We start from the raw sequence: 22656 nt of genomic DNA, 5'->3' as shown, positions 1-22656 counted from the left end.
AGGAAAAGATGGATTTAAAACAATATGTGACAGTTGTACCTGACTACCCAAAGGAAGGTGTACAATTTAAAGATATTACAACGTTAATGGATAAAGGCGAAGTGTACCGTTATGCAACGGATCAAATCGTTGAATACGCGAAGGAAAGAGACATTGATCTCATTGTTGGACCTGAAGCGCGTGGATTCATTATTGGCTGCCCTGTAGCATACGCACTTGGTGTAGGTTTTGCCCCAGTTCGTAAAGAAGGAAAGCTTCCTCGTGAAGTCATCAAAGTCGATTACGGTTTGGAATACGGTAAAGATGTATTAACGATTCATAAAGATGCAATTCGTCCTGGTCAGCGTGTACTGATCACAGATGATTTGCTTGCGACAGGTGGAACGATTGAAGCATCCATCAAGCTGGTTGAGGAATTAGGCGGCGTTGTGGCAGGGATTGCATTTTTAATTGAGCTGACGTATCTTGATGGCAGAAAGAAGCTTGACGGTTACGACATCTTGACGTTAATGCAATACTAATGGAGTTTTACGCAAAAAGCACTCAGTAAGAAGGGTGCTTTTTTCCTATCAAAAATCTTTTAGCGGACTTCTTCTCTTTACATCTATCGAATTTTTCTTGATAATAAACTACAATACAGTTTTCATTTAAAAAGGTGATTCCATGGCGAACGAACAAGTTTTAACGGCGCAGCAGGTCATTGATAAGGCAAGAGAATACCTGTCCGCTGAACATATTCAATTTATAGAGCGTGCATACGAATATGCTGAAAATGCTCACAAGGAGCAATACCGGAAATCCGGTGAGCCCTATATTATCCATCCTATTCAAGTGGCGGGAATTCTTGTTGATCTTGAAATGGACCCTTCGACCATTGCTGGCGGCTTCTTGCATGATGTTGTCGAAGACACGGATGTGACATTAGAAGATTTAAAAGAGCATTTTAACGAAGAAGTAGCCATGCTTGTTGATGGTGTGACAAAGCTCGGAAAGATTAAATATAAATCACAAGAAGAACAACAGGCTGAAAACCATCGTAAAATGTTTGTTGCAATGGCGCAGGATATTCGCGTCATCTTAATTAAGCTGGCAGACCGTCTTCACAATATGAGAACACTCAAACACCTTCCGCAGGAAAAGCAGCGAAGAATTTCAAATGAAACCCTTGAGATCTTTGCACCGCTTGCGCACAGATTAGGGATTTCAAAGATTAAGTGGGAGCTTGAAGATACAGCCCTCCGCTATTTAAATCCGCAGCAATACTACCGGATTGTGAATCTCATGAAGCGTAAACGAGCAGAACGTGAGGAATACTTGGACGAGGTTGTTAATGAAGTAAAAGACCGCGTGTCTGAGGTGAACATTAAGGCTGAATTCTCCGGCAGACCGAAACATATTTATAGTATTTATCGCAAAATGGTCATGCAAAATAAGCAATTTAATGAAATATATGATTTGCTGGCTGTACGTATTTTGGTTGACAGCATTAAAGACTGCTATGCGGTACTTGGTATTATTCATACATGCTGGAAGCCGATGCCAGGCAGATTTAAGGATTATATTGCGATGCCAAAGCCGAACATGTATCAGTCTCTTCATACAACGGTGATTGGTCCAAAAGGGGACCCGCTTGAAGTTCAGATTCGTACAGTGGAAATGCACGAAATTGCTGAATACGGAATTGCCGCACACTGGGCGTATAAAGAAGGCAAAGAGTCAGCAGAATCGACGGAAGAAGCCGTTTTCCAGAAGAAGCTGTCTTGGTTTAGAGAAATTCTTGAATTCCAAAATGAATCCACAGATGCGGAAGAATTTATGGAATCGTTAAAAATTGATCTTTTCTCTGATATGGTGTTTGTATTTACACCAAAAGGAGACGTCATAGAGCTGCCGTCTGGTTCTGTTCCAATTGATTTCTCATACCGGATCCATTCGGAAATTGGGAATAAAACAATCGGAGCCAAGGTCAACGGTAAAATGGTCACACTTGATCATAAGCTAAAAACAGGTGACATTATTGAAATTCTGACATCTAAGCATAGCTATGGACCAAGCCAGGATTGGGTCAAACTTGCCCAAACCTCCCAAGCGAAGCACAAGATCAGACAGTTTTTCAAGAAACAGCGCCGTGAAGAAAATGTCGAAAAAGGCCGAGAACTTGTGGAGAAAGAAATCAAAAACCTTGAGTTCGATGTCAAAGACATTTTGACAGCTGAAAATCTGCAAAAAGTGGCCGATAAATTTAATTTCTCAAATGAAGAGGACATGTATGCAGCTGTCGGTTATAACGGAATTACGGCACTCCAAGTGGCGAATCGTTTAACGGAAAAAGAAAGAAAACAAAGAGATCAGGAAGAACAAGAGAAAACCGTTCAAGAAGTGTCTGTAGAGTCAAAACCATATCACGGGAAAAAACGCGAAGCTGGCGTACGAGTGAAAGGAATTGATAACTTGCTTGTCCGTTTATCTAAGTGTTGTAATCCTGTTCCTGGTGATAGCATTGTTGGCTTTATTACAAAAGGCCGTGGCGTATCTGTTCACCGTGAGGACTGCCCAAACGTGAAGACAGGAGAAGCGCAGGAGCGGTTAATTCCGGTTGAGTGGGAGCACGAACAGCCTGCTCGAAACCGTAAAGAATACAATGTGGAAATTGAGATATTAGGATACGATCGACGCGGCTTACTTAATGAGGTGCTTCAAGCGGTGAATGAAACGAAAACAAACATTTCCTCTGTTTCTGGGAAGTCGGATCGGAACAAAGTAGCGACGATTCATATGGCTATTTTTATCCAAAATATTAATCATTTGCACAAAGTGGTAGAACGCATCAAACAAATCAAAGACATTTACTCTGTTCGCCGATTCATGAATTAGAAAGGAAGTATATCGTCTATGAGGCTTGTTGTTCAGCGTGTGACGAGTGCATCTGTGAAAGTAGGAGAAGAGATCACAGGTGCCATCAATGAAGGCTATATGGTGCTCGTTGGGGTTACACATGAAGACACAGAAGAAGATGTGCATTACTTAGCTGAAAAGCTCGCACACTTGCGTATTTTTGAAGATGAAAACGGGAAAATGAATCATTCTTTGTTAGATGTAAAAGGAAGTGTACTGTCTGTGTCTCAATTTACCCTTTATGGTGATACGAGAAAAGGCAGACGGCCGAACTTTATGAAAGCTGCCAAACCGGATATGGCGAATTCACTTTACGAATGCTTCAATGAAACGCTTAGAGAAAAGGGCATCCATGTTGAAACTGGACGTTTTGGGGCGATGATGGACGTCTCATTGACCAATTCGGGGCCTGTCACCATGTTGATGGACAGCAAAGAATAGAAAGACATTAGACTGTAGATAAACTCTTGCTGAGAGTTTGTTTAGAGTCTTTTTCTTTTGCGATCAAACAAAAAAGAGGCGCAGCGGCCTCTTTTTTCTATCGGAAATATTGTTTTAATCCTTCTGTCATTCCTTCTGTCACTCGTTCTTGGTAAGAGGCGCTATAAATGATCGCTTCTTCTTGAGGATTGCTTAAATAGCCGAGTTCATATAAAAGGGAAGGGCGTTTGTTTTCTCTTAAAACAAAATAATCTCCAAATTGGACTCCTTTATCAGGGATCTGTGATCGTTTTGCGACTTCCGTATGAACGCTTGTCGCCAGACGTTGATCTTTGGATGCCTGATAATAATATGCGGTGCTTCCTCTGATACTTGGGTCCATAAAGCTATCATAATGAAGACTAATAAATGCATCTGCATTTCGGTAATGTGAAGTGGCAACCCTCGATTGAAGGCTGATGAAAGTATCATCACTTCTTGTTAAATAGACATTTGCCCCAGAAGCTCTTAACTTACCTGCCAGCAAATGAGCGGTTTTGATCGTGATATTCTTTTCAAATGCACCGTCTGCGCCGATCGTGCCGCTGTCTTTTCCGCCATGCCCAGGATCAAGAACAATTGTTTTGCCTTTTAAAGATCCAGTGCCAGACGATGAATCCTGCTGAGGTCTTGGTGCTTCGCTGCTATTTTTCTTTGTTTGAACGACCCAGCTCGCCACGTAGCCTGTTCCGCCGTTTGATAATGTCACCTCGTACCAGTCACCTTGTGTACGAACAATTTGATAAGCAGCTCCTTTTGTTGCTCTTTCTGCAATTCCAGCAGAGGTAGAAGCGCTTTTTCTAATATTCGTTCCATCATAAACGATGTACGCTTTCTGATGAGATGACGAAGAGGATGAATTCTTTTCAGGTGCTGCACTTGTTCCTTGGTTTGAGACAATATAATAACTTGCAACCCAGCCTTTAACGCCTTTTGCTTCGATTTCATACCAGCCATTTTGCTCCCGTAAAATGGTGACTTGAGTGTTACGGGAAAGTGAAGCGGCCACTTGTGCATTTGGTGCCGCCGATTTTCGAACATTCAAGCTTGATACGCCAACTGTGCCGGACTGTTTAGAACGAGCGGGCTCAGCTGAACTGGATGAAGAAGCGTTTTGTCCGCCAGAAATATAATCAGAGTGGACCCAGCCTTCCGCTTGTTTGTACGATATTTTTGTCCATTCGCCGCTTGTGTCCAGCTTTTTAGCGGAAGCGCCCTGCGGGAAAGTGCCAATGACTTGATAGGAAGTCCCTGGGCCTGTCCGAATGCGAAGGTCGGAGGCTGTTGACGTAATCGAACTGCTTCCTTGCGTACTTTGACCTTGCGTCTTTTGCTTAGCAGGCTTTTGTGCATCAGATGACTTGGTAATCAGCCATGAGACGACCCAGCCTTTTTGTCCGTTCGATAGCCCGATCTGTACCCATTCTCCTTGTTCAGTGAGAATCGGGTAGCTTTCTCCTCGTTTCACAACTGCTGCGATCCCGTAGCTTAAACCAGGTCCGGTTCGCACATTGATTTCATCTGTTGCAACGACAGCTTGATCTGTTTGAGCCGTCGCATGTGTCATTGGCCAAGTGCTGGCAATGAGGACAAAACAGGTGAGCAGCAACATCATGTGATGGTGTGTTTTCAGATTCAAAACGGTGTTTTCCCCTCCCTTGTAAAACCGATGAATGTTAATTCGTTATGTAATGGATGAATTCCTTGCGGTTTCCCTAATAAAAATGAATCAATCTGTTTATACTAGATAAAAATGTGATAAAAGGATGTACAAACATGAGATTAAGCAGAAAATTAGGACGAGTGCAATATAATGGACATCGTGATATCGATCGCTGGCAGCACGACGAAATGGATCAACCAGGCTTCCTTGAAGAAACGGCATCTGAATACGGATGCACGTCAAAAGAAGAGCTGGAAAAGAAAAAGAGACACGGCAAGGGTTGACAGAGTGGCAGCACCGACCTTATTATAATATAAATCAACACACTTGAAAATTTAAAATGTGGAACTGATGATAGAGAATAGTAGGGTAAATTGCGTGAGCAGAGAGGAATCGCCTTAGGCTGAAAGCGAATCCGCATGGCATTTATCACGAAAGAACACTCTGTAGGTTTCCTGCTGAACACTCAAAAAATGAGTCATTAGGCGGAGAACGTGAATCTGCGTTAAGGATTTGAGCGGGAACATGGCTAGATCAGTTCCAACTAGGGTGGCACCACGGGTATAACTCTCGTCCCTACTATACACATAGTAGAGGCGGGGGTTTTTTATATGTCCACATAAAAAATGAATGATGGTCGTAGGAGGACGAAAAATGAGTTTTAATATTCCAAGAGGCACACAGGATATTTTACCGGGAGAATCAGAACGCTGGCAGTATGTTGAACAAATTGCGAGAGATACATGTGCAGCCTTTCAATACAAAGAAATCCGCACACCGATTTTTGAGCATACGGAACTGTTTGCACGAGGAGTAGGCGAGTCAACAGATATCGTTCAAAAAGAGATGTACACATTTGAAGACAAAAAAGGACGTAGCATCACACTTCGCCCAGAAGGAACAGCTTCAACTGTCCGTTCTTATGTTGAAAATAAACTGTTTGCACAGCCTGCACAGCCTACAAAGCTGTACTACATTGGACCAATGTTCCGCTATGAGCGTCCGCAAACGGGAAGATATCGTCAATTTTATCAATTCGGAATTGAAGCGATCGGTTCAAAAGATCCTGCCATTGATGCAGAGGTCATTTCATTAGCGATGAGTGTGTATGAGAAAGCGGGTCTTTCCAACTTAAAACTCGTCATTAACAGCCTTGGTGACAAAGAAAGCCGTGCAGATTACCGTCAAGCACTTGTCGAGCATTTTGAACCAAGAATTGATGAATTCTGTCACGACTGCCAAATTCGCTTGCATCAAAATCCATTGCGTATTCTTGATTGTAAAAAGGACCGCGACCACGAACTGATGGCAACGGCACCATCCATTCAAGATTACTTAAATGAAGAATCACGGACTTATTTTGAAAAAGTAAAACAATATTTAACCGATCTAGGCATTGAATATGTCGTCGATCCGAACTTAGTGCGTGGTCTTGATTATTACAATCACACTGCCTTTGAGATTATGAGTAATGCAGAAGGCTTTGGCGCGATCACAACATTAGCCGGCGGCGGCCGTTATGATGGACTCGTTGAAGGAATTGGCGGTCCTGAATCACCAGGTATCGGCTTTGCGATGAGTATTGAACGTTTCCTATCAGCGATTGATGCAGAGAAGATTGAGCTTCCTGTTCAAGACGGCATTGATTTATACATTGCGGCATTAGGAGATCAAGCAAAAGATTATGCTGTTGGCTTATTGAATCGCCTAAGAAAAGAAGGCATTTCAAGTGAAATGGACTATACAGGGAAAAAGCTAAAAGCACAATTTAAAGCGGCAGACCGCTTGAAAGCCAAGTTTATTGCAGTTCTTGGTGAAGATGAGCTCGCGCAGCAAATTGTAAACGTAAAAGATACGACAACGGGTGAACAAATTGAAGTGAAGCTTGATGAGCTGATTCAAATGATGAAAGCCCACCAGAAAGCGTAAAGAAGGAGTGGAATGTTTGTGTTTGGTAGAACTTTTTATTGTGGAGAAGTAACAGAAGACCAAATCGGTCAAACCGTTGTATTAAAAGGATGGGTACAAAAACGTCGTGACCTTGGCGGATTAATCTTTATTGACCTGCGTGATCGTACAGGCATTGTGCAAGTTGTCTTTCATCCAGACCAATCAAAAGAGGCTCTTGAGACAGCAGAATCGATTCGGAATGAATATGTCCTTGATATTAAAGGGACAGTGGTCGCAAGAGAAGAAGCCACGATCAACCCAAATTTAAAAACAGGCAAAATTGAAATTCAAGTCGACACAGTCACTGTTTTAAATGAAGCCAAGACGCCTCCATTTGTCATTTCTGATCAAGCAGATGAGGTATCAGAAGATGTGCGCTTAAAATACCGCTACCTAGATCTTCGCCGCCCTGCGATGTTTGAAACGATGAAAATGCGACATGAAGTCACAAAAGCATTCCGCCATTTCTTAGATGATCACGGCTTTCTAGACATTGAAACGCCAATTTTAACAAAAAGTACGCCAGAAGGTGCGCGTGACTATCTTGTGCCAAGCCGTGTACACGAAGGAGAATTCTATGCGCTGCCGCAGTCTCCGCAATTATTTAAGCAATTGCTCATGGTGTCTGGGATGGACCGCTACTATCAAATCGCTCGCTGCTTTAGAGATGAAGACTTGCGTGCTGACCGTCAGCCGGAATTTACACAAGTCGATATTGAAATGTCCTTTATGAGCCAAGAAGACATCATGACGCTTGCTGAAGAGATGATGGCAAAGGTGATGAAAGATGTCAAAGGTGTTGACCTGACATTGCCATTACCTCGTATGACGTACGATGAAGCGATGAATTCCTATGGTTCTGACAAGCCAGATACCCGATTTGACATGAAGCTTGTCAACATTTCAGACACCGTAAAAGACTCAGATTTCAAAGTCTTCAGCGGTGCTGTAAACAATGGCGGAGCTGTCAAAGCGATTAATGTCAAAGGGGCTGCAGCAAACTACTCAAGAAAAGACATCGATGCACTTGGTGCATTTGCAGCGAACTATGGTGCAAAAGGTCTTGCTTGGCTAAAAGCTGAAGGGACAGAGTTAAAAGGACCAATCGCTAAATTCTTTGATGAGTCAAAACAAGCAGAATTAAAAGAACAGCTTCAAGTTGAAGAAGGCGACCTTTTACTCTTTGTTGCAGATAAGACGACTGTTGTCCATGATGCGCTTGGCGCACTTCGCTTAAAACTTGGCAAAGAGCTTAAACTTATCGATGAGTCTGTCTTCAATTTCTTATGGGTTGTCGATTGGCCGCTGCTTGAAAAAGATGAAGAAGAAGGCCGCTTCTATGCTGCCCACCATCCTTTCACAATGCCAGTTCGTGATGATCTTGAATTAATTGAAACAAGTCCAGAAGATATGAAAGCTCAAGCGTATGATCTTGTGCTGAACGGCTATGAGCTTGGCGGAGGTTCTATTCGTATTTTTGAAAAGGACATTCAAGAGAAAATGTTTGGTTTACTTGGCTTTTCTAAAGAAGAAGCGTACGATCAGTTCGGCTTCCTTCTTGATGCATTTGAGCATGGGGTGCCTCCGCACGGCGGAATTGCGCTTGGACTTGACCGCCTAGTGATGCTGCTTGCCGGCCGATCTAACCTAAGAGATACCATTGCGTTCCCGAAAACGGCAAGTGCAAGCTGTGTTCTCACAGATGCTCCTGGCACTGTAAGCGAAGCGCAGCTAGATGAACTGAGTTTGGCGATTAAAACAAAAGTAAAACAGTAAAATAGGCGCATGTTTATAGGCATGTAAACGCTTGTAAAAGGGACATGCCTATGATATGCTTTCATCAACCAATAAATAAAGTCCTGATACGTACGGTGGTTACCTAGTTTTGACCGAACATTTTTTTCTACGGGAGCTTGCCTTTCCTTTCTGCATAAATGCCTCTTCTGAGGACTTATAAAGTGAGGAAGAAAGCACCCACCTGCATGGTGCGGGGTTCAAAACGAAGGAAAAGCTGGCGGCGTGATCGGGACTTTTTTGTGTTTTTTTCTATTTGAGAAGGATGACGGAGAACGCTGAATATGATATGATTCTTTCGATTCATTTTAAATAAAGGTGGAGTGAGGCACTTGTTACATCAGTTTTCAAGAAACGAGCTTGCCATTGGCAAGGAAGGCTTAAATATATTAAAAAACAGTACAGTTGCAGTGCTTGGAGTAGGCGGCGTAGGTTCTTTTGCAGTAGAAGCCCTTGCTCGTTCAGGTGTTGGCCGTATTGTTCTTGTTGATAAAGATGATATTGATATTACAAATGTAAATAGGCAGCTGCCAGCTTTGCTATCAACGGTTGGTCAGCCTAAAGTTGACTTAATGCAGGCAAGAATTGCTGATATTAACCCAGAATGTGAAGTTGTTGCGCTCAAAATGTTCTATACAGAAGAAACATATGAACAATTCTTTGAGTATCCACTTGATTATGTCATTGATGCATCAGATACAATTCATTATAAAATTCATTTAATGAAAGAGTGCCTGAAACGCGATGTGAACATTATTTCGAGTATGGGTGCTGCAAATAAAACAGATCCGACACGTTTTAAAATTGATGACATCTCGAAAACACATACAGACCCAATTGCGAAAGTCGTCAGAACACGCCTGCGGAAGGAAGGCATTCGTAAGGGAATTGAAGTTATTTTCTCTGATGAAAGTCCGATTGTCATTCGTGAAGATGTGAGAAAAGAAGTTGGAAATGATGAAGCGAAAATTCGTAAGGCACAAATGCCGCCTTCATCCAATGCGTTTGTTCCATCTGTGGCTGGACTGATCATGGGTGGTCATGTCATTATGAAGCTTTTAAAAGATATTCCGATTACACGTGTGAAAGATAAATAAACAGCCCGCCTGCTTAGAGCAGGGGGCTGTTTTTATTTTTGCCTTCTTAAATTTTCATACACTTGCTTTAGCGCACCTTCAAATTTTCCAGTTTGCTTTGGTTCATAATATTGCTTGTTTTTCAGCGGGTCAGGTAAATATTGCTGCTTCACCCAGCCATTTTCATAATCGTGCGGATATAAGTAATCGGCGCCCCTTCCAAGTGCTGCTGCTCCTTTATAGTGGGCATCTTTTAAATGAACGGGAACTTCACCCATTTTCCCCGTGCGAATATCATGCAGTGCCGCATCAATCGCTTGGTAAGCGGAGTTTGACTTTGGAGAAAGACACAGTTCAATCACGGCATTAGCGAGTGGAATTCGTGCTTCTGGGAAACCAACTCTCTCAGCTGTTTGAACAGCGCTTAACACACGTGGCCCTGCCTGCGGGCTGGCTAAGCCAATATCTTCATAAGCCATCACAAGTAATCGTCTCGAAATGCTTTCAAGGTCTCCCGCTTCAATGAGTCTTGCAAGGTAATGAAGCGCAGCATCTGCGTCAGACCCTCTAATGGATTTTTGAAAAGCCGAGAGGACATCATAATGGGCATCACCGTTTTTATCATGCGAGAAGCTCTTTTTTTGTAAACATTCTTCTGCTGCAGCTAGAGTAATCGTGATCTGTCCAGATTCATCCGCTTTTGTCGATAAGACGGCTAGTTCAAGCGCATTTAAAGCGGAACGTACATCTCCTCCGCATCCATTTGCAAAATGATTCATTGCCTCCTCATCAACTTTGACCGAATAACCGCCAAGCCCGCGATGTTCATCCTGTAAAGCTCGAGATAATGCAGCTTTGATTTGTTCTGTTTCCAGCGGCTTCAGCTCAAATATTTGTGTCCGGCTGCGGATGGCTGGGTTAATCGCATGATACGGATTAGCTGTTGTCGCGCCAATTAAAATAATCATGCCATTTTCTAAATACGGAAGAAGGAAATCCTGCTTCCCTTTATCGAGTCTGTGGACTTCGTCTAAAATCAAGATGACCTGACCACTCATTTTCGCTTCAGCGGCGACAGCTTCCATATCTTTTTTGTTATGAATCACCGCATTCAATGTACGGAAGGCAATGCTTGTACTGCCAGCGATTGCAGTTGCAATGGATGTTTTGCCGATTCCCGGCGGCCCGTATAAAATCATCGAGGACAAATGTTTCGCCTCGACCATTCGTCTAATAATTTGACCTTCTCCAACGAGATGCTCCTGCCCAATAATGTCTCCAATATGACTTGGGCGCATCCGATACGCTAAAGGTTTCATGATTATCTCTCCTAAAGCAATGTCTTGTTTGTATAGAGTACCGAAATTTCTTCAAATAGAAAAGGGATGCGTCCTCGTTTTGAGCTCAGAACCCGCAAATGAAAGTTGGCTAAAAGTATGATATAATTGCTTTTGGTCTATATAAGCGTATATGAAATCAGAAAAATAATTGATGACATAGAAATAGAAAACGCAGAGGTGTTTAACTTGAAAATTTCTACTAAAGGCAGATATGGTCTGACGATCATGATCGAATTAGCCAAAAAACATGGCGAAGGCCCTACATCATTAAAATCAATCGCTCAAAACAATGATTTGTCTGAGCATTATTTAGAGCAGCTTGTATCACCACTTCGCAATGCTCGTCTTGTAAAAAGTATCCGCGGAGCGTATGGCGGCTATGTGCTTGCCCATGAGCCAAACGAGATTACAGCCGGTGATATTATTCGAGTATTAGAAGGACCTATTAGTCCTGTAGAAGTGATCGAAAACGAAGAGCCAGCAAAGCGTGCACTTTGGATTCGTATTCGTGATGCAGTAAAAGACGTACTAGACAATACAACTCTTGAAGACTTGGCAAGCTATAAAGATGACGAGGATCAAGAGGCGTATATGTTCTATATTTAGATCAGAGGTGTACCGGAAATGGAACGTATCTATTTAGATCATGCAGCCACAACGCCGATGGATCAGCGAATTGTGGACAAGATGATGCCCTACTTTACAGAGATATTTGGCAATCCCTCTAGTATTCATTCATATGGGCGCGAGGCAAGAAAGTGGCTCGATGAAGCAAGGGAAGTCATTGCAGGAGAATTACACTGTAAGCAGCAGGAGATCATCCTCACAAGCGGGGGAACAGAGGCAGACAACTTGGCCATTACAGGTGTGGCAATGGCAAGGCAGCATGAAGGAAAACATATCATCACAACAAAAACTGAGCATCATGCAGTGCTGCATACATGCGAACGCTTAGAGAAGCTTGGTTTTGATGTGACGTATTTAGATGTGGATCACACTGGATTGATTCATCTTGATCAATTAAAACAAGCACTAAGAGACGATACAATTCTTGTGACCATCATGTATGGCAATAATGAAACGGGTGTGATTCAGCCAATCAAAGAAATTGGTCAACTTTTACACGAACACACTGCTTATTTTCATACAGACGCAGTACAGGCATTTGGGACAATATCAATTGATGTCACAGAACTTCATATCGACCTCTTATCTGCGTCCGGTCATAAACTAAATGGCCCGATGGGAACAGGCTTTTTATACGTCAATGAGCGTGTAAAACTTTCTCCGCAGCTATTCGGAGGAGAACAAGAAAGAAAACGCCGTGCTGGCACTGAAAATGTGGCGGGAATCATTGGGCTTGCAGAAGCAGTTCAATTAACAAAGCAAAATAGAAGAGAAAAAGCAGTGCATTATGGTAAGCTCAAAGAAGCGATGCTGCAAGTATTCGAAGAGGAATCACTCAATTTCTCTATCAATGGACACCCGAAAGAGACATTGCCGCATATTTTAAATGTCCACTTCCCGGGCGTTTCTATTGAATCGTTACTTGTGAACTTAGATATGGAAGGGATTGCTGTTTCAAGCGGGTCAGCATGTACGGCTGGATCTGTCCTTCCTTCGCACGTATTAAGCGCCATGTATGGTGAAGAAGCAAAAGAGCTGACATCCTCAGTCAGAATAAGCTTCGGTCTTGGAAATGAAGAGGAACATGTGAAGCAGGCGGCGCATAAGATAGCGGCTGTCGTGAAACGCCTAGCCAAATAAATGCTCCCTTTTGTTCGTGTGTGAAAAATGAAACAGCTAGGCACCTGAAGAACGAAACGCGCACGTTGTTTCATTGAAATTGGAGTTGATGAAGATGACAAAAAGACCTGAAGACACAAGAGTTGTGGTCGGCATGTCTGGAGGCGTCGATTCATCAGTTGCTGCGCTCATGCTAAAGGAGCAAGGCTATGATGTGATCGGCATATTTATGAAAAACTGGGATGACACAGATGAAAATGGTGTATGTACAGCAACGGAGGACTATGAGGATGTCATTCGTGTTTGTAACCAGATTGGAATCCCATATTATGCAGTGAATTTCGAGAAACAGTATTGGGACAAAGTGTTTCAATATTTTCTTGATGAATATAAAGCAGGCAGAACGCCGAACCCAGATGTCATGTGTAATAAAGAAATTAAGTTCAAAGCATTTCTTGAGCATGCATTGTCGCTTGGAGCGGATTATTTGGCAACAGGCCACTATGCCCGTGTCGACAGAACCGGCGATGAAGTGAAAATGCTAAGAGGTCTTGATACAAACAAAGACCAAACTTATTTCTTGAATCAGCTGACTCAAGAACAACTTGATAAAGTGTTGTTCCCAATTGGCGATTTAGAGAAAAAAAGAGTGCGTGAATTAGCGAAAGAAGCAGAGCTCGCAACAGCAACGAAAAAAGATTCTACGGGCATCTGCTTTATTGGGGAAAGAAACTTTAAAACGTTCCTTAGCCAATATTTGCCTGCACAGCCCGGTGTGATGCAGACAATGGACGGAGAAGTAAAAGGTGAACATGATGGACTCATGTATTACACGATCGGTCAACGCCAAGGACTTGGCATTGGCGGAAGCGGTGATCCGTGGTTCGTTGTTGGGAAGGACTTAGAGAAAAATATCTTATTTGTTGAACAAGGCTTCCACAACCCGCTTTTATACTCTGAAAGTATTTCAGCTGTGAACATCAGCTGGACTCGTCCTCATATTGTCGGCGAAAACGGTGAACTCACATGCACAGCGAAATTCCGATACCGTCAAGAAGACCATCATGTAAAAGTCAAAATGACAGGTGAGCAGGAAGCAATGGTGATCTTTGATGAACCCGTTCGTGCTGTCACTCCAGGACAAGCTGTTGTTTTTTATGATGGCGAAGAATGTCTTGGCGGCGGGACCATTGACGATGTCTTTAAAGATGGCCAAAAGCTGTCGTATGTGTAACATGTGTTAAAAACCTCAACGTCGCTGTTGAGGTTTTTTAATGAAAGGATGAAGAGAGCGAATGAATCATAACGAAATCGGTATTGAAGCTTTAAATCAGGGGAACATCGAACAGGCAGCTGAAGCTTTTACGAAAGCCATTGAAGAAAGCCCAAAGGACCCGGTTCCATATATTAACTTTGCGAATTTACTTTCAAGTGTTCATGAATTTGAACGTGCATTGAACTTCTTTCAAAAAGCCATTGAACTTGATCATACAGCAGCTGCAGCCTATTACGGAGCAGGAAATGTCTATACGATGAAAGAAGACTTTATGAAAGCGAAAGACTATTTTGAGCAAGCACTACAAGCTGGAATGGAAAACAGTGATTTGTTTTATATGTTAGGGCAGACACTGATGAAATTAGAGCAGCCGAAGCTTGCGATGCCTTATCTTCAGCGTGCAGTTGAGCTAAACGAAGAAGATAACGAAGCAAGATTTCAATTTGGCATGTGCTTAGCGAATGAACATCTGCTGGAGGAAGCGGTCGCAGTCTTTACTGAAGTGATTACGCGAGATCCGCAGCATGCAGACGCCTTTTATAATGCAGGCGTTGCGTATGCGTATTTAGAGAAAAAGGACGAAGCGCTTGAAATGCTAGGAAAAGCCATTGACGTGCAGCCTGATCATATGCTTGCATTGCATGCGCAAAAGCTAATTCAAGAGGCAGAATAACCGGAAGGAGGGAAGACCTGTGCAGGAACATCCAGATCAAATGAAGCTTGAAGACGAACCATTTTTAAAAGGGACGGTTCAAGCCGTTATTTTCCATAATGAAAGTAATTTATACTCGGTGTTAAAAGTAAAAGTCATTGAAACATCAGAGAATTTAGAGGAAAAAACTGCATCTGTCACAGGGTACTTCCCAGCGCTGCATGAGGAGGAAACCTACACCTTCTATGGCAAGGTCACAAGTCATCCGAAGTTTGGTGAGCAGTTTCAAGCCACCCATTTTCAAAAGGAAGTCCCTACAACAAAGCAAGGCATCATTCATTATCTCTCTAGTGACTTGTTTGAAGGGATTGGGAAAAAGACGGCGGAAGAAATCGTCGGCAAGTTAGGCAATCAGACGCTTCATCAAATTATGCGTGATCCGTCTGTGTTGTATGACGTCCCGCGCCTGTCAAAAAAGAAGGCAGATAAGCTGGCTGCCGCACTTCAGGAGCATCAAGGGCTTGAGCAAATCATGATCAGCCTGAATCAATATGGCTTTGGTCCTCAGCTTAGTATGAAGATTTACCAAGCGTACGAGAGTGAAACGTTGCAGAAAATTGAAGAAAACCCTTATCAGCTCGTCAAAGACGTCGAGGGGATTGGATTTATTAAAGCAGATGAACTCGGCGCTAGAACAGGGATATCTGGAAATGATCCAGAACGCATTCGTGCAGCCCTTTTGTATACCGTTGAGACAGCAAGCCTGCAAGACGGTCATACGTACATACAAACGAAAGATCTGATCGTCGAAACCCGTAAACTACTGAATCAAACAGGCAATGACTACAAAGTGACTGAAATGGACGTTGCCAATCAGATCATTGCACTTGGTGAAGGGAAAGACATGATCATTGAAGATGATCGCTGTTATCATCCGTCGCTCTTTTATGCGGAGCAAAGTGTGGCAAAACGCATTCAAAAAATTGTTGCTCAAACGGAATATGCAGATCAATTTCCTGAATCAGAATTTCTGCTTGCACTCGGTGAACTGGAGGAACGGCTTGGTGTCCAGTATGCACCAACCCAAAAAGAAGCCATTCAAAAGGCACTCATGTCTCCAATGCTGCTTTTAACAGGCGGACCGGGTACAGGGAAAACGACGGTCATTAAAGGGATTGTCGAGCTTTACAGCGATCTTCACGGCGTATCTCTTGACCCGGGTGATTATAAAAAAGATGAAGCATTTCCGTTCGTGCTTGCCGCACCAACTGGACGTGCTGCGAAACGAATGACAGAATCCACTGGACTTCCTGCTGTGACCATTCACCGGCTGCTAGGCTGGAATGGATCAGAAGGCTTCTCACATGATGAAGACCAGCCGATTGAAGGGAAACTTGTCATCATTGATGAATCGAGTATGCTGGATATTTGGCTGGCGAACCATTTGTTTAAAGCGATCCCAGATCATATTCAAGTCATTATGGTTGGAGACGAACATCAACTTCCATCTGTCGGGCCTGGTCAAGTGTTAAGAGACCTGCTTGCGTCACAAGCTATACCGGCAGTTACATTAACTGATATTTACCGGCAGGCAGACGGTTCAACAATTGTTGAGCTTGCGCATGATATGAAAAATGGTGTTTTGCCAAAGGATATTACTGCACGCTCGAAGGATCGATCCTTTATTCAATGCTCTAGTGACCAAATGAAAGAAGTCATCGAGAAAGTGGTCAGCAATGCTGCTCAAAAGGGGTATTCAGCAAAGGACATTCAAGTGCTTGCCCCAATGTATAAAGGAAAAGCAGGCATTAATGAACTGAATAAAATGCTTCAGCAAATTTTGAATCCTAAAAAGCCAAAAGGAAGAGAAATTCCTTTTGGTGATGTCGTCTACCGGACAGGTGATAAGGTACTTCAGCTTGTCAATCAGCCCGAGAATAACATTTTTAATGGAGATATTGGCGAAATTGTATCGATCTTTTATGCGAAAGAAAACACAGAAAAAGAAGATATGGCGGTCATCTCCTTTGATGGAAATGAAATCACGTTTACGAAAAAAGATTTTCATCAATTTACACACGCTTATTGTTGCTCGATTCATAAATCCCAGGGCAGTGAATTCCCAATCGTGGTGCTGCCAGTCGTAAGAAGTTATTATCGAATGCTTCGAAGAAATTTGCTTTACACGGCCATTACACGAAGTAAAAAGTATTTAATTTTGTGCGGTGAGGAATCAGCATTAGAGTGGGGCGTAAAAAATAATGAAGACTCCCTCAGACAAACGTCTTTAACCATGCGTCTTACTGAAACGGAAGAAATCATGGACGCTGAGCTAGCAGCCCTCCAAAAAGAACTTCCTTTCAGCGTACACGATGCCAATATTGGCATGGAGGGAATCACTCCGTTTGATTTTATGCAAGAGTAAATGGCTTCCTTCATGGAAGCCATTTCTTCGTATGAGTCATAGAGGAAACGCACACGATAAGACTGTTCCGAAAAGGTGGTTGATCACATTTTGAGAACATGTCGAGAGCTTGAAGGACTGACGATCTATACAGACGAGCTGTCTTATTCACTTGGGGCGATCAAAGATATTTGCTTTTTAGCCGGCGGCAGCTGCGGGGGATATGTTTTAGATGGGAAAAAGAAAGACTGTGCTTTCATTCCATTCTCAGCTGGCGACAAACTGACAGACAAAGGTCTATATGTGAGCTGCCAGAAGGGCATCGAGATAGATACCACCGCCCCATCCTTTTTCTTTTCGAAATTAAAAAAGAAAATGATCCGTACGCCAGATGGTGAAACATTAGGTGTTTTGGAAGATGTATACTTTTGCATGAATTCGGGCACAATCGTAGCATATGAACTCTCGGACGGCTTCTTTACAGAGCTATCAGGGATTCGAAAGCAGCTGCATGCTGCCGGAACCTTGATGGATGTTCAAAAGGAAGCACTTGTTCTAAACCGAACGTAAAGAGGTGCTGAATATGCTCATTTGCCCAAATTGCAAATGTAAAGACATCGGAAAAATTGGGGTCAATCAATATTATTGCTGGGGCTGTTTTATTGAATTGACACTGTCAAAAGGCAAAATATCTACTCACCAAGTGGAGGAAGACGGTACACTAAGCAGTTTAGACGACCTGTTTAGTGACGATGAACGTTCAATTCAACTATAAGTGTTAAGGGGGAATTTCGAATGGGCAAAATGACTTCTTCACTATTAACGCTTGGTGCAGGTGCACTCGCATATCACTTTGCAAGTCGATATGATATGCCATCTAAGCGGGATATGAAAAAGATGAGAAAACGAGTTATGCGAATGCTTTAAACAAAAAGGGACATCCACCATGAGCGGATGTCCTTTTTTTATGCCTGCCTGTACTCTAATCTCCGTGCAAGTATAGACAAGCTGAAGTTGACAACAAAGTACATCATGGCCGCCAAGAGGAAAATAGGAAGTAAATAAGATTGGCTTTGACCATTTAAAATCTGCGCGTGATGCAATAACTCTGGAAGGGCAATTACAACGGCGAGCGATGTATCTTTTAAAAGAGAAATAAATTGACTGACAATCGGCGGTACCATTCGGCGTAACGCCTGTGGCATGATAATCATTTTTAATGTTTGAATATAGGTTAAACCAGAGGATCTGGCCGCCTCGATTTGTCCTTTATCAATTGATTTTAATCCGCTGCGAATGATTTCTGACAGCATAGCGGATTCAAACACGGTTAAAGCCGCAATGGCAGAGGCCGTGATGCTCAGCTTAATGCCAATTTCAGGCAGGGCGAAATACGTAAAAAAGATGATCAGCAAAAGCGGTAGGTTCCGAACGGTTTCAACAATGACCGCAAGCACCTTTGATAAAATAGGGATTTGTGCGAACCTCAATGTGCCAACGACTAATCCGATGATAAAGCTTAAAATGATGGAGATAAAAGCCACTTTTAAGGTGACAGCAAATCCTTCAAGTAAAAAGGCGAGATGATCGGGCTGGTAGGCACCTATAAAATCCATTGTGTTTCCTCCTTTCTAGTGGCTTCGGGCTAATCTTTTTTCTAAATAACCAACGCCTAGACTAAGTGGAATGGTCAATAGAAGATAGAACATGGCAACAAAAATGTATACATCAAATGTCACAAACGTTCTCGAAGCGATAAGGTCTCCTTGGTACATCAGATCAAACCCTGCAATGACACCTAAAATAGACGAGTTTTTCACAAGGTTGATAAATTGATTCCCAAGTGGTGGAATGACAATTTTGATGGCCTGCGGCAGAATAATATATCGCATCGTTCCGCCATATGTCAGACCAGAAGCTCTAGCTGCTTCCATTTGTCCAAGCGGTACAGCTTGTATACCTGCACGAATGGCTTCAGCGATAAAAGCAGACGTATAAATGGAGAGGGCAATGGTTCCTGCTGTAAAGCCATCTGCCACAATGCCAAGTACCGGTAAACCAAAAAAGAACACAAAGGTGATCAATAATAACGGAATATTCCGAATAAATTCCACGTAAGCCGTCCCTAACCAGTTGAGCGGCCTTAGTGGCGCAATTCTCATAATGGCAATGAGTGTACCGATGAAAAAGCTTCCAATCAACGCAATGACACTTGCACCAATCGTATATTTAAACCCTTCTAAATAAAGATGGAAGTTCTCAGTTAAAATGGAAAACCGCAGCAATCAGTTCACTTCCTTCCTAATCAACAGAGGAGCCGGCAAGCGGCTCTCCTGAGGGTGTTGAGATTGATCGAGTCAATTGATTATTCTTTGATCCATTTTTTATGAATCTTGTCATACTCTCCATTGTCTTTTAATGCCTTTAACGCTTTATTAATGGCTTCTGTCAATTCTTCATCGCCTTTTTTCACAGCGATACCATAAGGCTCATCGGTAAATGTTCCGCCAACGACTTCATAATTTGAATCTTCGTCTGCCATGCCAAATAAAATTGCATTATCAGTTGTCAGAACTTGCCCTTGATTTGATTTTAAGGCTGTAAAGGCTTCTTGGTAATTTTCAAATTCTAAAACGGATGCTTCTGGTGCCTTTTCGCGAATGTTTTGAGAAGAAGTGGACCCTTTCACTGCAAGCACCTTCGTACCTTTTTTAAGATTATCAATCGATTGAATGTCGCTGCCTTTTTTCACAAGCAGTGATTGTCCTGCTTCAAAGTATACGTCTGAGAAATTGACCTCTTTTTTACGCTCTTCTGTGATCGTCATTGTGGCAACAATGGCATGAATATCTCCTTTTTGCAGTAAAGGAATTCTTGTTTTAGATGTCACTTCTTTGAATTCTGCTTTTCCTTCATCACCGAGCATTTCTTTAGTGATCGCTTTTGCGATATCAATATCAAACCCTTCAATATCCCCGCTACTAGGATTTTTTAGACCAAATAAACGAGTATCGTTTTTCACACCGAAAACGATTTTTTTGTCTTTCTTAATGGCTTCTAATGAGCTACCTTGTTTTGCATCGGTTGAGCCTTTCTCGGCAGAGCCGCAGGCAGCGAGAGCGATCATACAGCAAGTCATCAACAGTAATAGGCCAAAGCGTTTCATTTTTTTCATCAAATTCATTCCCCCTAGTGATTTAAAATACGGCTTAAAAAGAGCTGAGCGCGTTTCTCGCGCGGTTTTTCATAAAAGGCAGCTGGTGTTGATTCTTCAAGAATTCTTCCTTCATCAATAAACACAATGCGGTCTGCGACTTCACGGGCAAACCCCATCTCGTGCGTGACAACGACCATTGTCATTCCTTCCCTTGCCAGCTGTTTCATCACATCTAGCACCTCACCGATCATCTCTGGATCAAGAGCTGATGTTGGTTCATCGAAAAGCATGACCTCAGGTTTCATTGCAAGTCCCCTTGCGATTGCCACACGCTGCTGCTGTCCTCCTGAGAGTCTAGAAGGGTAGGTGTCTGCTTTTTCAGGAATGCCAACTTTATTTAAATAAAATTCAGCTGTTTCCTTTGCTTCTTCTTTGCTCACTTTTTTAACCTTCATCGGCGCAAGCATAATGTTTTCAAGCACCGTCTTATGCGGATAAAGATGGAAGTGCTGAAACACCATCCCGATATTTTGCCTGATGAGATTGATGTTGGTTTTCGGATGCTGAACAGACACTTGATTGACAAGGACTTTTCCTTCATCAATGCTTTCAAGACGATTGATACACCTGAGGATCGTGCTTTTTCCAGACCCTGAAGGACCGATGATCACAACAACCTCACCTTTTTGAATATGTAGGTTAATGTCCTTAAGTACATGGAACTGGCCGTAATGCTTGTTGACTTCTTCGAATGTGATCATGAAGAACCTCCTCTTCTAATGATTGAGCTAAAGCGGATTCTAGCATAAATGAGGTGAAAATAAGAAAATAATGGAATATTTTCTAACGAGATTTTTACAGCAAACAGTGACTTTGGATGGAGCCGTATGTTTCATGTGTATTCATTTTTAACAAAGTTAGGACAAATTTTATTTACATGGATAATTGCAGAAGTTGGTTAAACAATAAGAAGAGAGGTGAAAAAGGTGAAGAAACGTCCGATCGAGTTTCTAATATATGCTGCAGGTGTACTGCTTGTCCTTGCGTCTTTACTCATTTTGGTTCAGCTCGACGAGCTATGGATGCCTATTTTTTTATTGCTCAAAGCGGTTTTGATCCCGCTTCTTATCGCTATTTTTATTTCTTATCTTCTTTATCCAATTGTTGAAAGACTACATAAGCGAGGTTTGCCAAGGACGGTCAGTCTTTTATTAATATATGTGCTGTTTTTTGGCGGCATTGGTTTGGCTGTGTATAAAGGGGCACCGGTTTTAATCGCTCAGTTAAATGAATTGTCGGAGCAAATTCCCATGCTTGCCGAAACGTATAATGGTGCTTTATCACATGTTCATCGTCATACAAGCCACTGGCCTGATGGACTACATGAACGGCTGGATCGTTTTATTGTCCAATCTGAGACGTATGCCGCAAATGGGGCAGAGCGGATGATTCTAAGCTGTAAAGTATTGCTTGATTACGCCTTAGTTGCTGCACTTATTCCTTTTCTTGTCTTTTATATGGTGAAAGATATGAACACGATGAAGCGGGCAGCATGGTATTTAACCCCGCCAAGCTTTCGAAAAAGGGGACATGCCTTTGTGAAAGCAGTGGATGACTCACTTGGGGATTATATTAGAGGGCAATTGCTTGTCTGTTCTTTAATTGGAGGTGCTGCTGCCATTGTTCTTTGGCTGTTTCATATTCCATATCCGCTTGTACTAGGTATGTTAATCGGTGCAACGAATGTCATTCCGTATTTTGGCCCGATTATTGGAGCGATCCCAGCTGTCTTTATCGCTTTTACCATCTCAGTGAAGTCAGTGATCATTGTGCTAATTACAGTAGCCGTGCTTCAATTTTTAGAAAGCAATGTACTGAGTCCGATCATTGTCGGGAGAAGCCTGCATATGCATCCTGTCGTGATCATGCTGGTGTTACTCGCTGGAGGGGAGCTGTTTGGCTTGATTGGAATGATTTTAGCCGTACCGTCCGCAGCCATTATGAGGGTCATTATTGTGCAATATATTCACATGAGACGAAGCGTTCATTGACAAGACGAGCCGAGTTGTCTATAATAATTTCGATTCATACATATTGAATTCAATGACGGACCCGAGTACGTTAAAAAGCTGTTGCAGAGAGAGGCTTTGTTTGCTGAGAAAAGCCTTATCAGACCTTTAACGGAAGCTAGTCCCGAGTGCAGATAAACACTGCCGCTCTCTT

General features: G+C 42.6%; 22 protein-coding genes, 1 other RNA gene and 2 other annotated features (1 of these 25 running past the window's edge). Of the genes, 17 read left to right on the top strand and 6 right to left on the bottom strand.

Going from position 1 to position 22656, the window contains the following annotated elements; genetic code table 11:
• Nucleotides 1–8: 8 nt before the first annotated feature.
• The 3 genes from ID12_RS16935 to dtd all read left to right on the top strand — a co-directional run bounded on the left by ID12_RS16935 (nt 9) and on the right by dtd (nt 3336).
• On the top strand, nt 9–521 hold the full coding sequence (locus ID12_RS16935; protein ID WP_008342729.1) for an adenine phosphoribosyltransferase: 513 nt from the start codon (nt 9–11) through the stop codon (nt 519–521).
• Nucleotides 522–663: 142 nt separating this feature from the next.
• A complete protein-coding gene (locus ID12_RS16930) occupies nt 664–2874 on the top strand; it encodes a RelA/SpoT family protein (protein WP_007501480.1) in 2211 nt (736 codons plus the stop codon).
• An 18-nt stretch (nt 2875–2892) separates the two neighbouring features.
• Nucleotides 2893–3336 carry a D-aminoacyl-tRNA deacylase gene (gene dtd, locus ID12_RS16925; RefSeq protein WP_047946498.1) on the top strand — a complete coding sequence of 148 codons (444 nt, stop codon included), beginning with the start codon at nt 2893–2895 and terminating at the stop codon, nt 3334–3336.
• 97 nt (nt 3337–3433) lie between these two features.
• Here the strand turns inward: dtd and ID12_RS16920 are convergent, their stop codons facing one another.
• Nucleotides 3434–5014, bottom strand: coding sequence for an N-acetylmuramoyl-L-alanine amidase family protein (locus tag ID12_RS16920; protein ID WP_050827504.1), 1581 nt, complete (start codon nt 5012–5014; stop codon nt 3434–3436).
• A gap of 137 nt (nt 5015–5151) precedes the next feature.
• Between ID12_RS16920 and ID12_RS19410 the strand changes: the two genes are divergently transcribed.
• From ID12_RS19410 to ID12_RS16905, 5 genes are all read left to right on the top strand, one after another.
• Nucleotides 5152–5322 carry a YrzK family protein gene (locus tag ID12_RS19410; RefSeq protein ID WP_003216250.1) on the top strand — a complete coding sequence of 57 codons (171 nt, stop codon included), beginning with the start codon at nt 5152–5154 and terminating at the stop codon, nt 5320–5322.
• A 58-nt stretch (nt 5323–5380) separates the two neighbouring features.
• Nucleotides 5381–5619 (top strand) — a binding site (T-box leader).
• 73 nt (nt 5620–5692) lie between these two features.
• Entirely contained in the window at nt 5693–6967 is a 1275-nt protein-coding gene (gene hisS / locus ID12_RS16915; RefSeq protein WP_008342721.1) for a histidine--tRNA ligase, read from the top strand.
• A gap of 18 nt (nt 6968–6985) precedes the next feature.
• On the top strand, nt 6986–8764 hold the full coding sequence (gene aspS / locus ID12_RS16910) for an aspartate--tRNA ligase (RefSeq protein WP_039956037.1): 1779 nt from the start codon (nt 6986–6988) through the stop codon (nt 8762–8764).
• A 77-nt stretch (nt 8765–8841) separates the two neighbouring features.
• Nucleotides 8842–9022: non-coding RNA, 6S RNA (gene ssrS, locus ID12_RS19185), on the top strand.
• 92 nt (nt 9023–9114) lie between these two features.
• On the top strand, nt 9115–9879 hold the full coding sequence (locus tag ID12_RS16905; protein WP_008342718.1) for a tRNA threonylcarbamoyladenosine dehydratase: 765 nt from the start codon (nt 9115–9117) through the stop codon (nt 9877–9879).
• 32 nt (nt 9880–9911) lie between these two features.
• On the opposite strand, the gene ID12_RS16900 is transcribed toward ID12_RS16905, so the two are convergent.
• Nucleotides 9912–11177 (bottom strand): replication-associated recombination protein A, encoded by a 1266-nt coding sequence (locus ID12_RS16900; RefSeq protein ID WP_017358110.1) that lies wholly within the window; start codon nt 11175–11177, stop codon nt 9912–9914.
• Between the two features lie 207 nt (nt 11178–11384).
• On the opposite strand from ID12_RS16900, the gene cymR reads away from it, so the two are divergent.
• The 8 genes from cymR (at nt 11385) to ID12_RS19180 (ending at nt 18203) form a co-directional block, all read left to right on the top strand.
• Entirely contained in the window at nt 11385–11804 is a 420-nt protein-coding gene (gene cymR / locus ID12_RS16895) for a cysteine metabolism transcriptional regulator CymR (protein WP_008342713.1), read from the top strand.
• A gap of 18 nt (nt 11805–11822) precedes the next feature.
• Nucleotides 11823–12965, top strand: a complete 1143-nt coding sequence (locus tag ID12_RS16890) for a cysteine desulfurase family protein (RefSeq protein ID WP_008342711.1) — start codon at nt 11823–11825, stop codon at nt 12963–12965.
• A gap of 94 nt (nt 12966–13059) precedes the next feature.
• Nucleotides 13060–14178, top strand: coding sequence for a tRNA 2-thiouridine(34) synthase MnmA (gene mnmA, locus ID12_RS16885; protein ID WP_008342709.1), 1119 nt, complete (start codon nt 13060–13062; stop codon nt 14176–14178).
• A 61-nt stretch (nt 14179–14239) separates the two neighbouring features.
• The gene (locus ID12_RS16880; protein WP_008342707.1) at nt 14240–14893 is read left to right on the top strand and encodes a tetratricopeptide repeat protein; all 654 of its coding nucleotides are present in this window, start codon (nt 14240–14242) and stop codon (nt 14891–14893) included.
• Nucleotides 14894–14912: 19 nt separating this feature from the next.
• Nucleotides 14913–17297 (top strand): SF1B family DNA helicase RecD2, encoded by a 2385-nt coding sequence (gene recD2 / locus ID12_RS16875; protein ID WP_050827502.1) that lies wholly within the window; start codon nt 14913–14915, stop codon nt 17295–17297.
• Nucleotides 17298–17387: 90 nt separating this feature from the next.
• Complete coding sequence (locus tag ID12_RS16870) at nt 17388–17846, top strand: PRC-barrel domain-containing protein (RefSeq protein WP_008342703.1); 459 nt, start codon at nt 17388–17390, stop codon at nt 17844–17846.
• 13 nt (nt 17847–17859) lie between these two features.
• Entirely contained in the window at nt 17860–18051 is a 192-nt protein-coding gene (locus ID12_RS16865; protein ID WP_003216308.1) for a hypothetical protein, read from the top strand.
• A 20-nt stretch (nt 18052–18071) separates the two neighbouring features.
• Nucleotides 18072–18203, top strand: coding sequence for a YrzQ family protein (locus tag ID12_RS19180; RefSeq protein ID WP_008342695.1), 132 nt, complete (start codon nt 18072–18074; stop codon nt 18201–18203).
• A gap of 38 nt (nt 18204–18241) precedes the next feature.
• Here ID12_RS19180 and ID12_RS16860 read toward each other — a convergent pair whose 3' ends face one another.
• The 4 genes from ID12_RS16860 to ID12_RS16845 form a co-directional block, all read right to left on the bottom strand.
• Entirely contained in the window at nt 18242–18892 is a 651-nt protein-coding gene (locus ID12_RS16860; RefSeq protein WP_008342693.1) for an amino acid ABC transporter permease, read from the bottom strand.
• 15 nt (nt 18893–18907) lie between these two features.
• Nucleotides 18908–19561 carry an amino acid ABC transporter permease gene (locus tag ID12_RS16855; RefSeq protein WP_008342691.1) on the bottom strand — a complete coding sequence of 218 codons (654 nt, stop codon included), beginning with the start codon at nt 19559–19561 and terminating at the stop codon, nt 18908–18910.
• A gap of 80 nt (nt 19562–19641) precedes the next feature.
• Nucleotides 19642–20451 carry a transporter substrate-binding domain-containing protein gene (locus ID12_RS16850; protein WP_050827500.1) on the bottom strand — a complete coding sequence of 270 codons (810 nt, stop codon included), beginning with the start codon at nt 20449–20451 and terminating at the stop codon, nt 19642–19644.
• 14 nt (nt 20452–20465) lie between these two features.
• Nucleotides 20466–21194: an amino acid ABC transporter ATP-binding protein gene (locus tag ID12_RS16845; protein WP_050827499.1), complete on the bottom strand. Its 729-nt coding sequence runs from the start codon at nt 21192–21194 to the stop codon at nt 20466–20468.
• A gap of 225 nt (nt 21195–21419) precedes the next feature.
• Between ID12_RS16845 and ID12_RS16840 the strand changes: the two genes are divergently transcribed.
• Nucleotides 21420–22484 (top strand): AI-2E family transporter, encoded by a 1065-nt coding sequence (locus ID12_RS16840; protein ID WP_017358104.1) that lies wholly within the window; start codon nt 21420–21422, stop codon nt 22482–22484.
• Between the two features lie 43 nt (nt 22485–22527).
• Nucleotides 22528–22656, top strand: a binding site (T-box leader); it runs 79 nt beyond the window's last position.

Source organism: Bacillus altitudinis, from assembly GCF_001191605.1.
GTDB classification, from domain to species: Bacteria; Bacillota; Bacilli; order Bacillales; family Bacillaceae; genus Bacillus; species Bacillus altitudinis.
The sequence above is the reverse complement of the archived record's forward strand: the minus strand, read 5'-3'. Positions and strand labels throughout refer to the sequence as shown.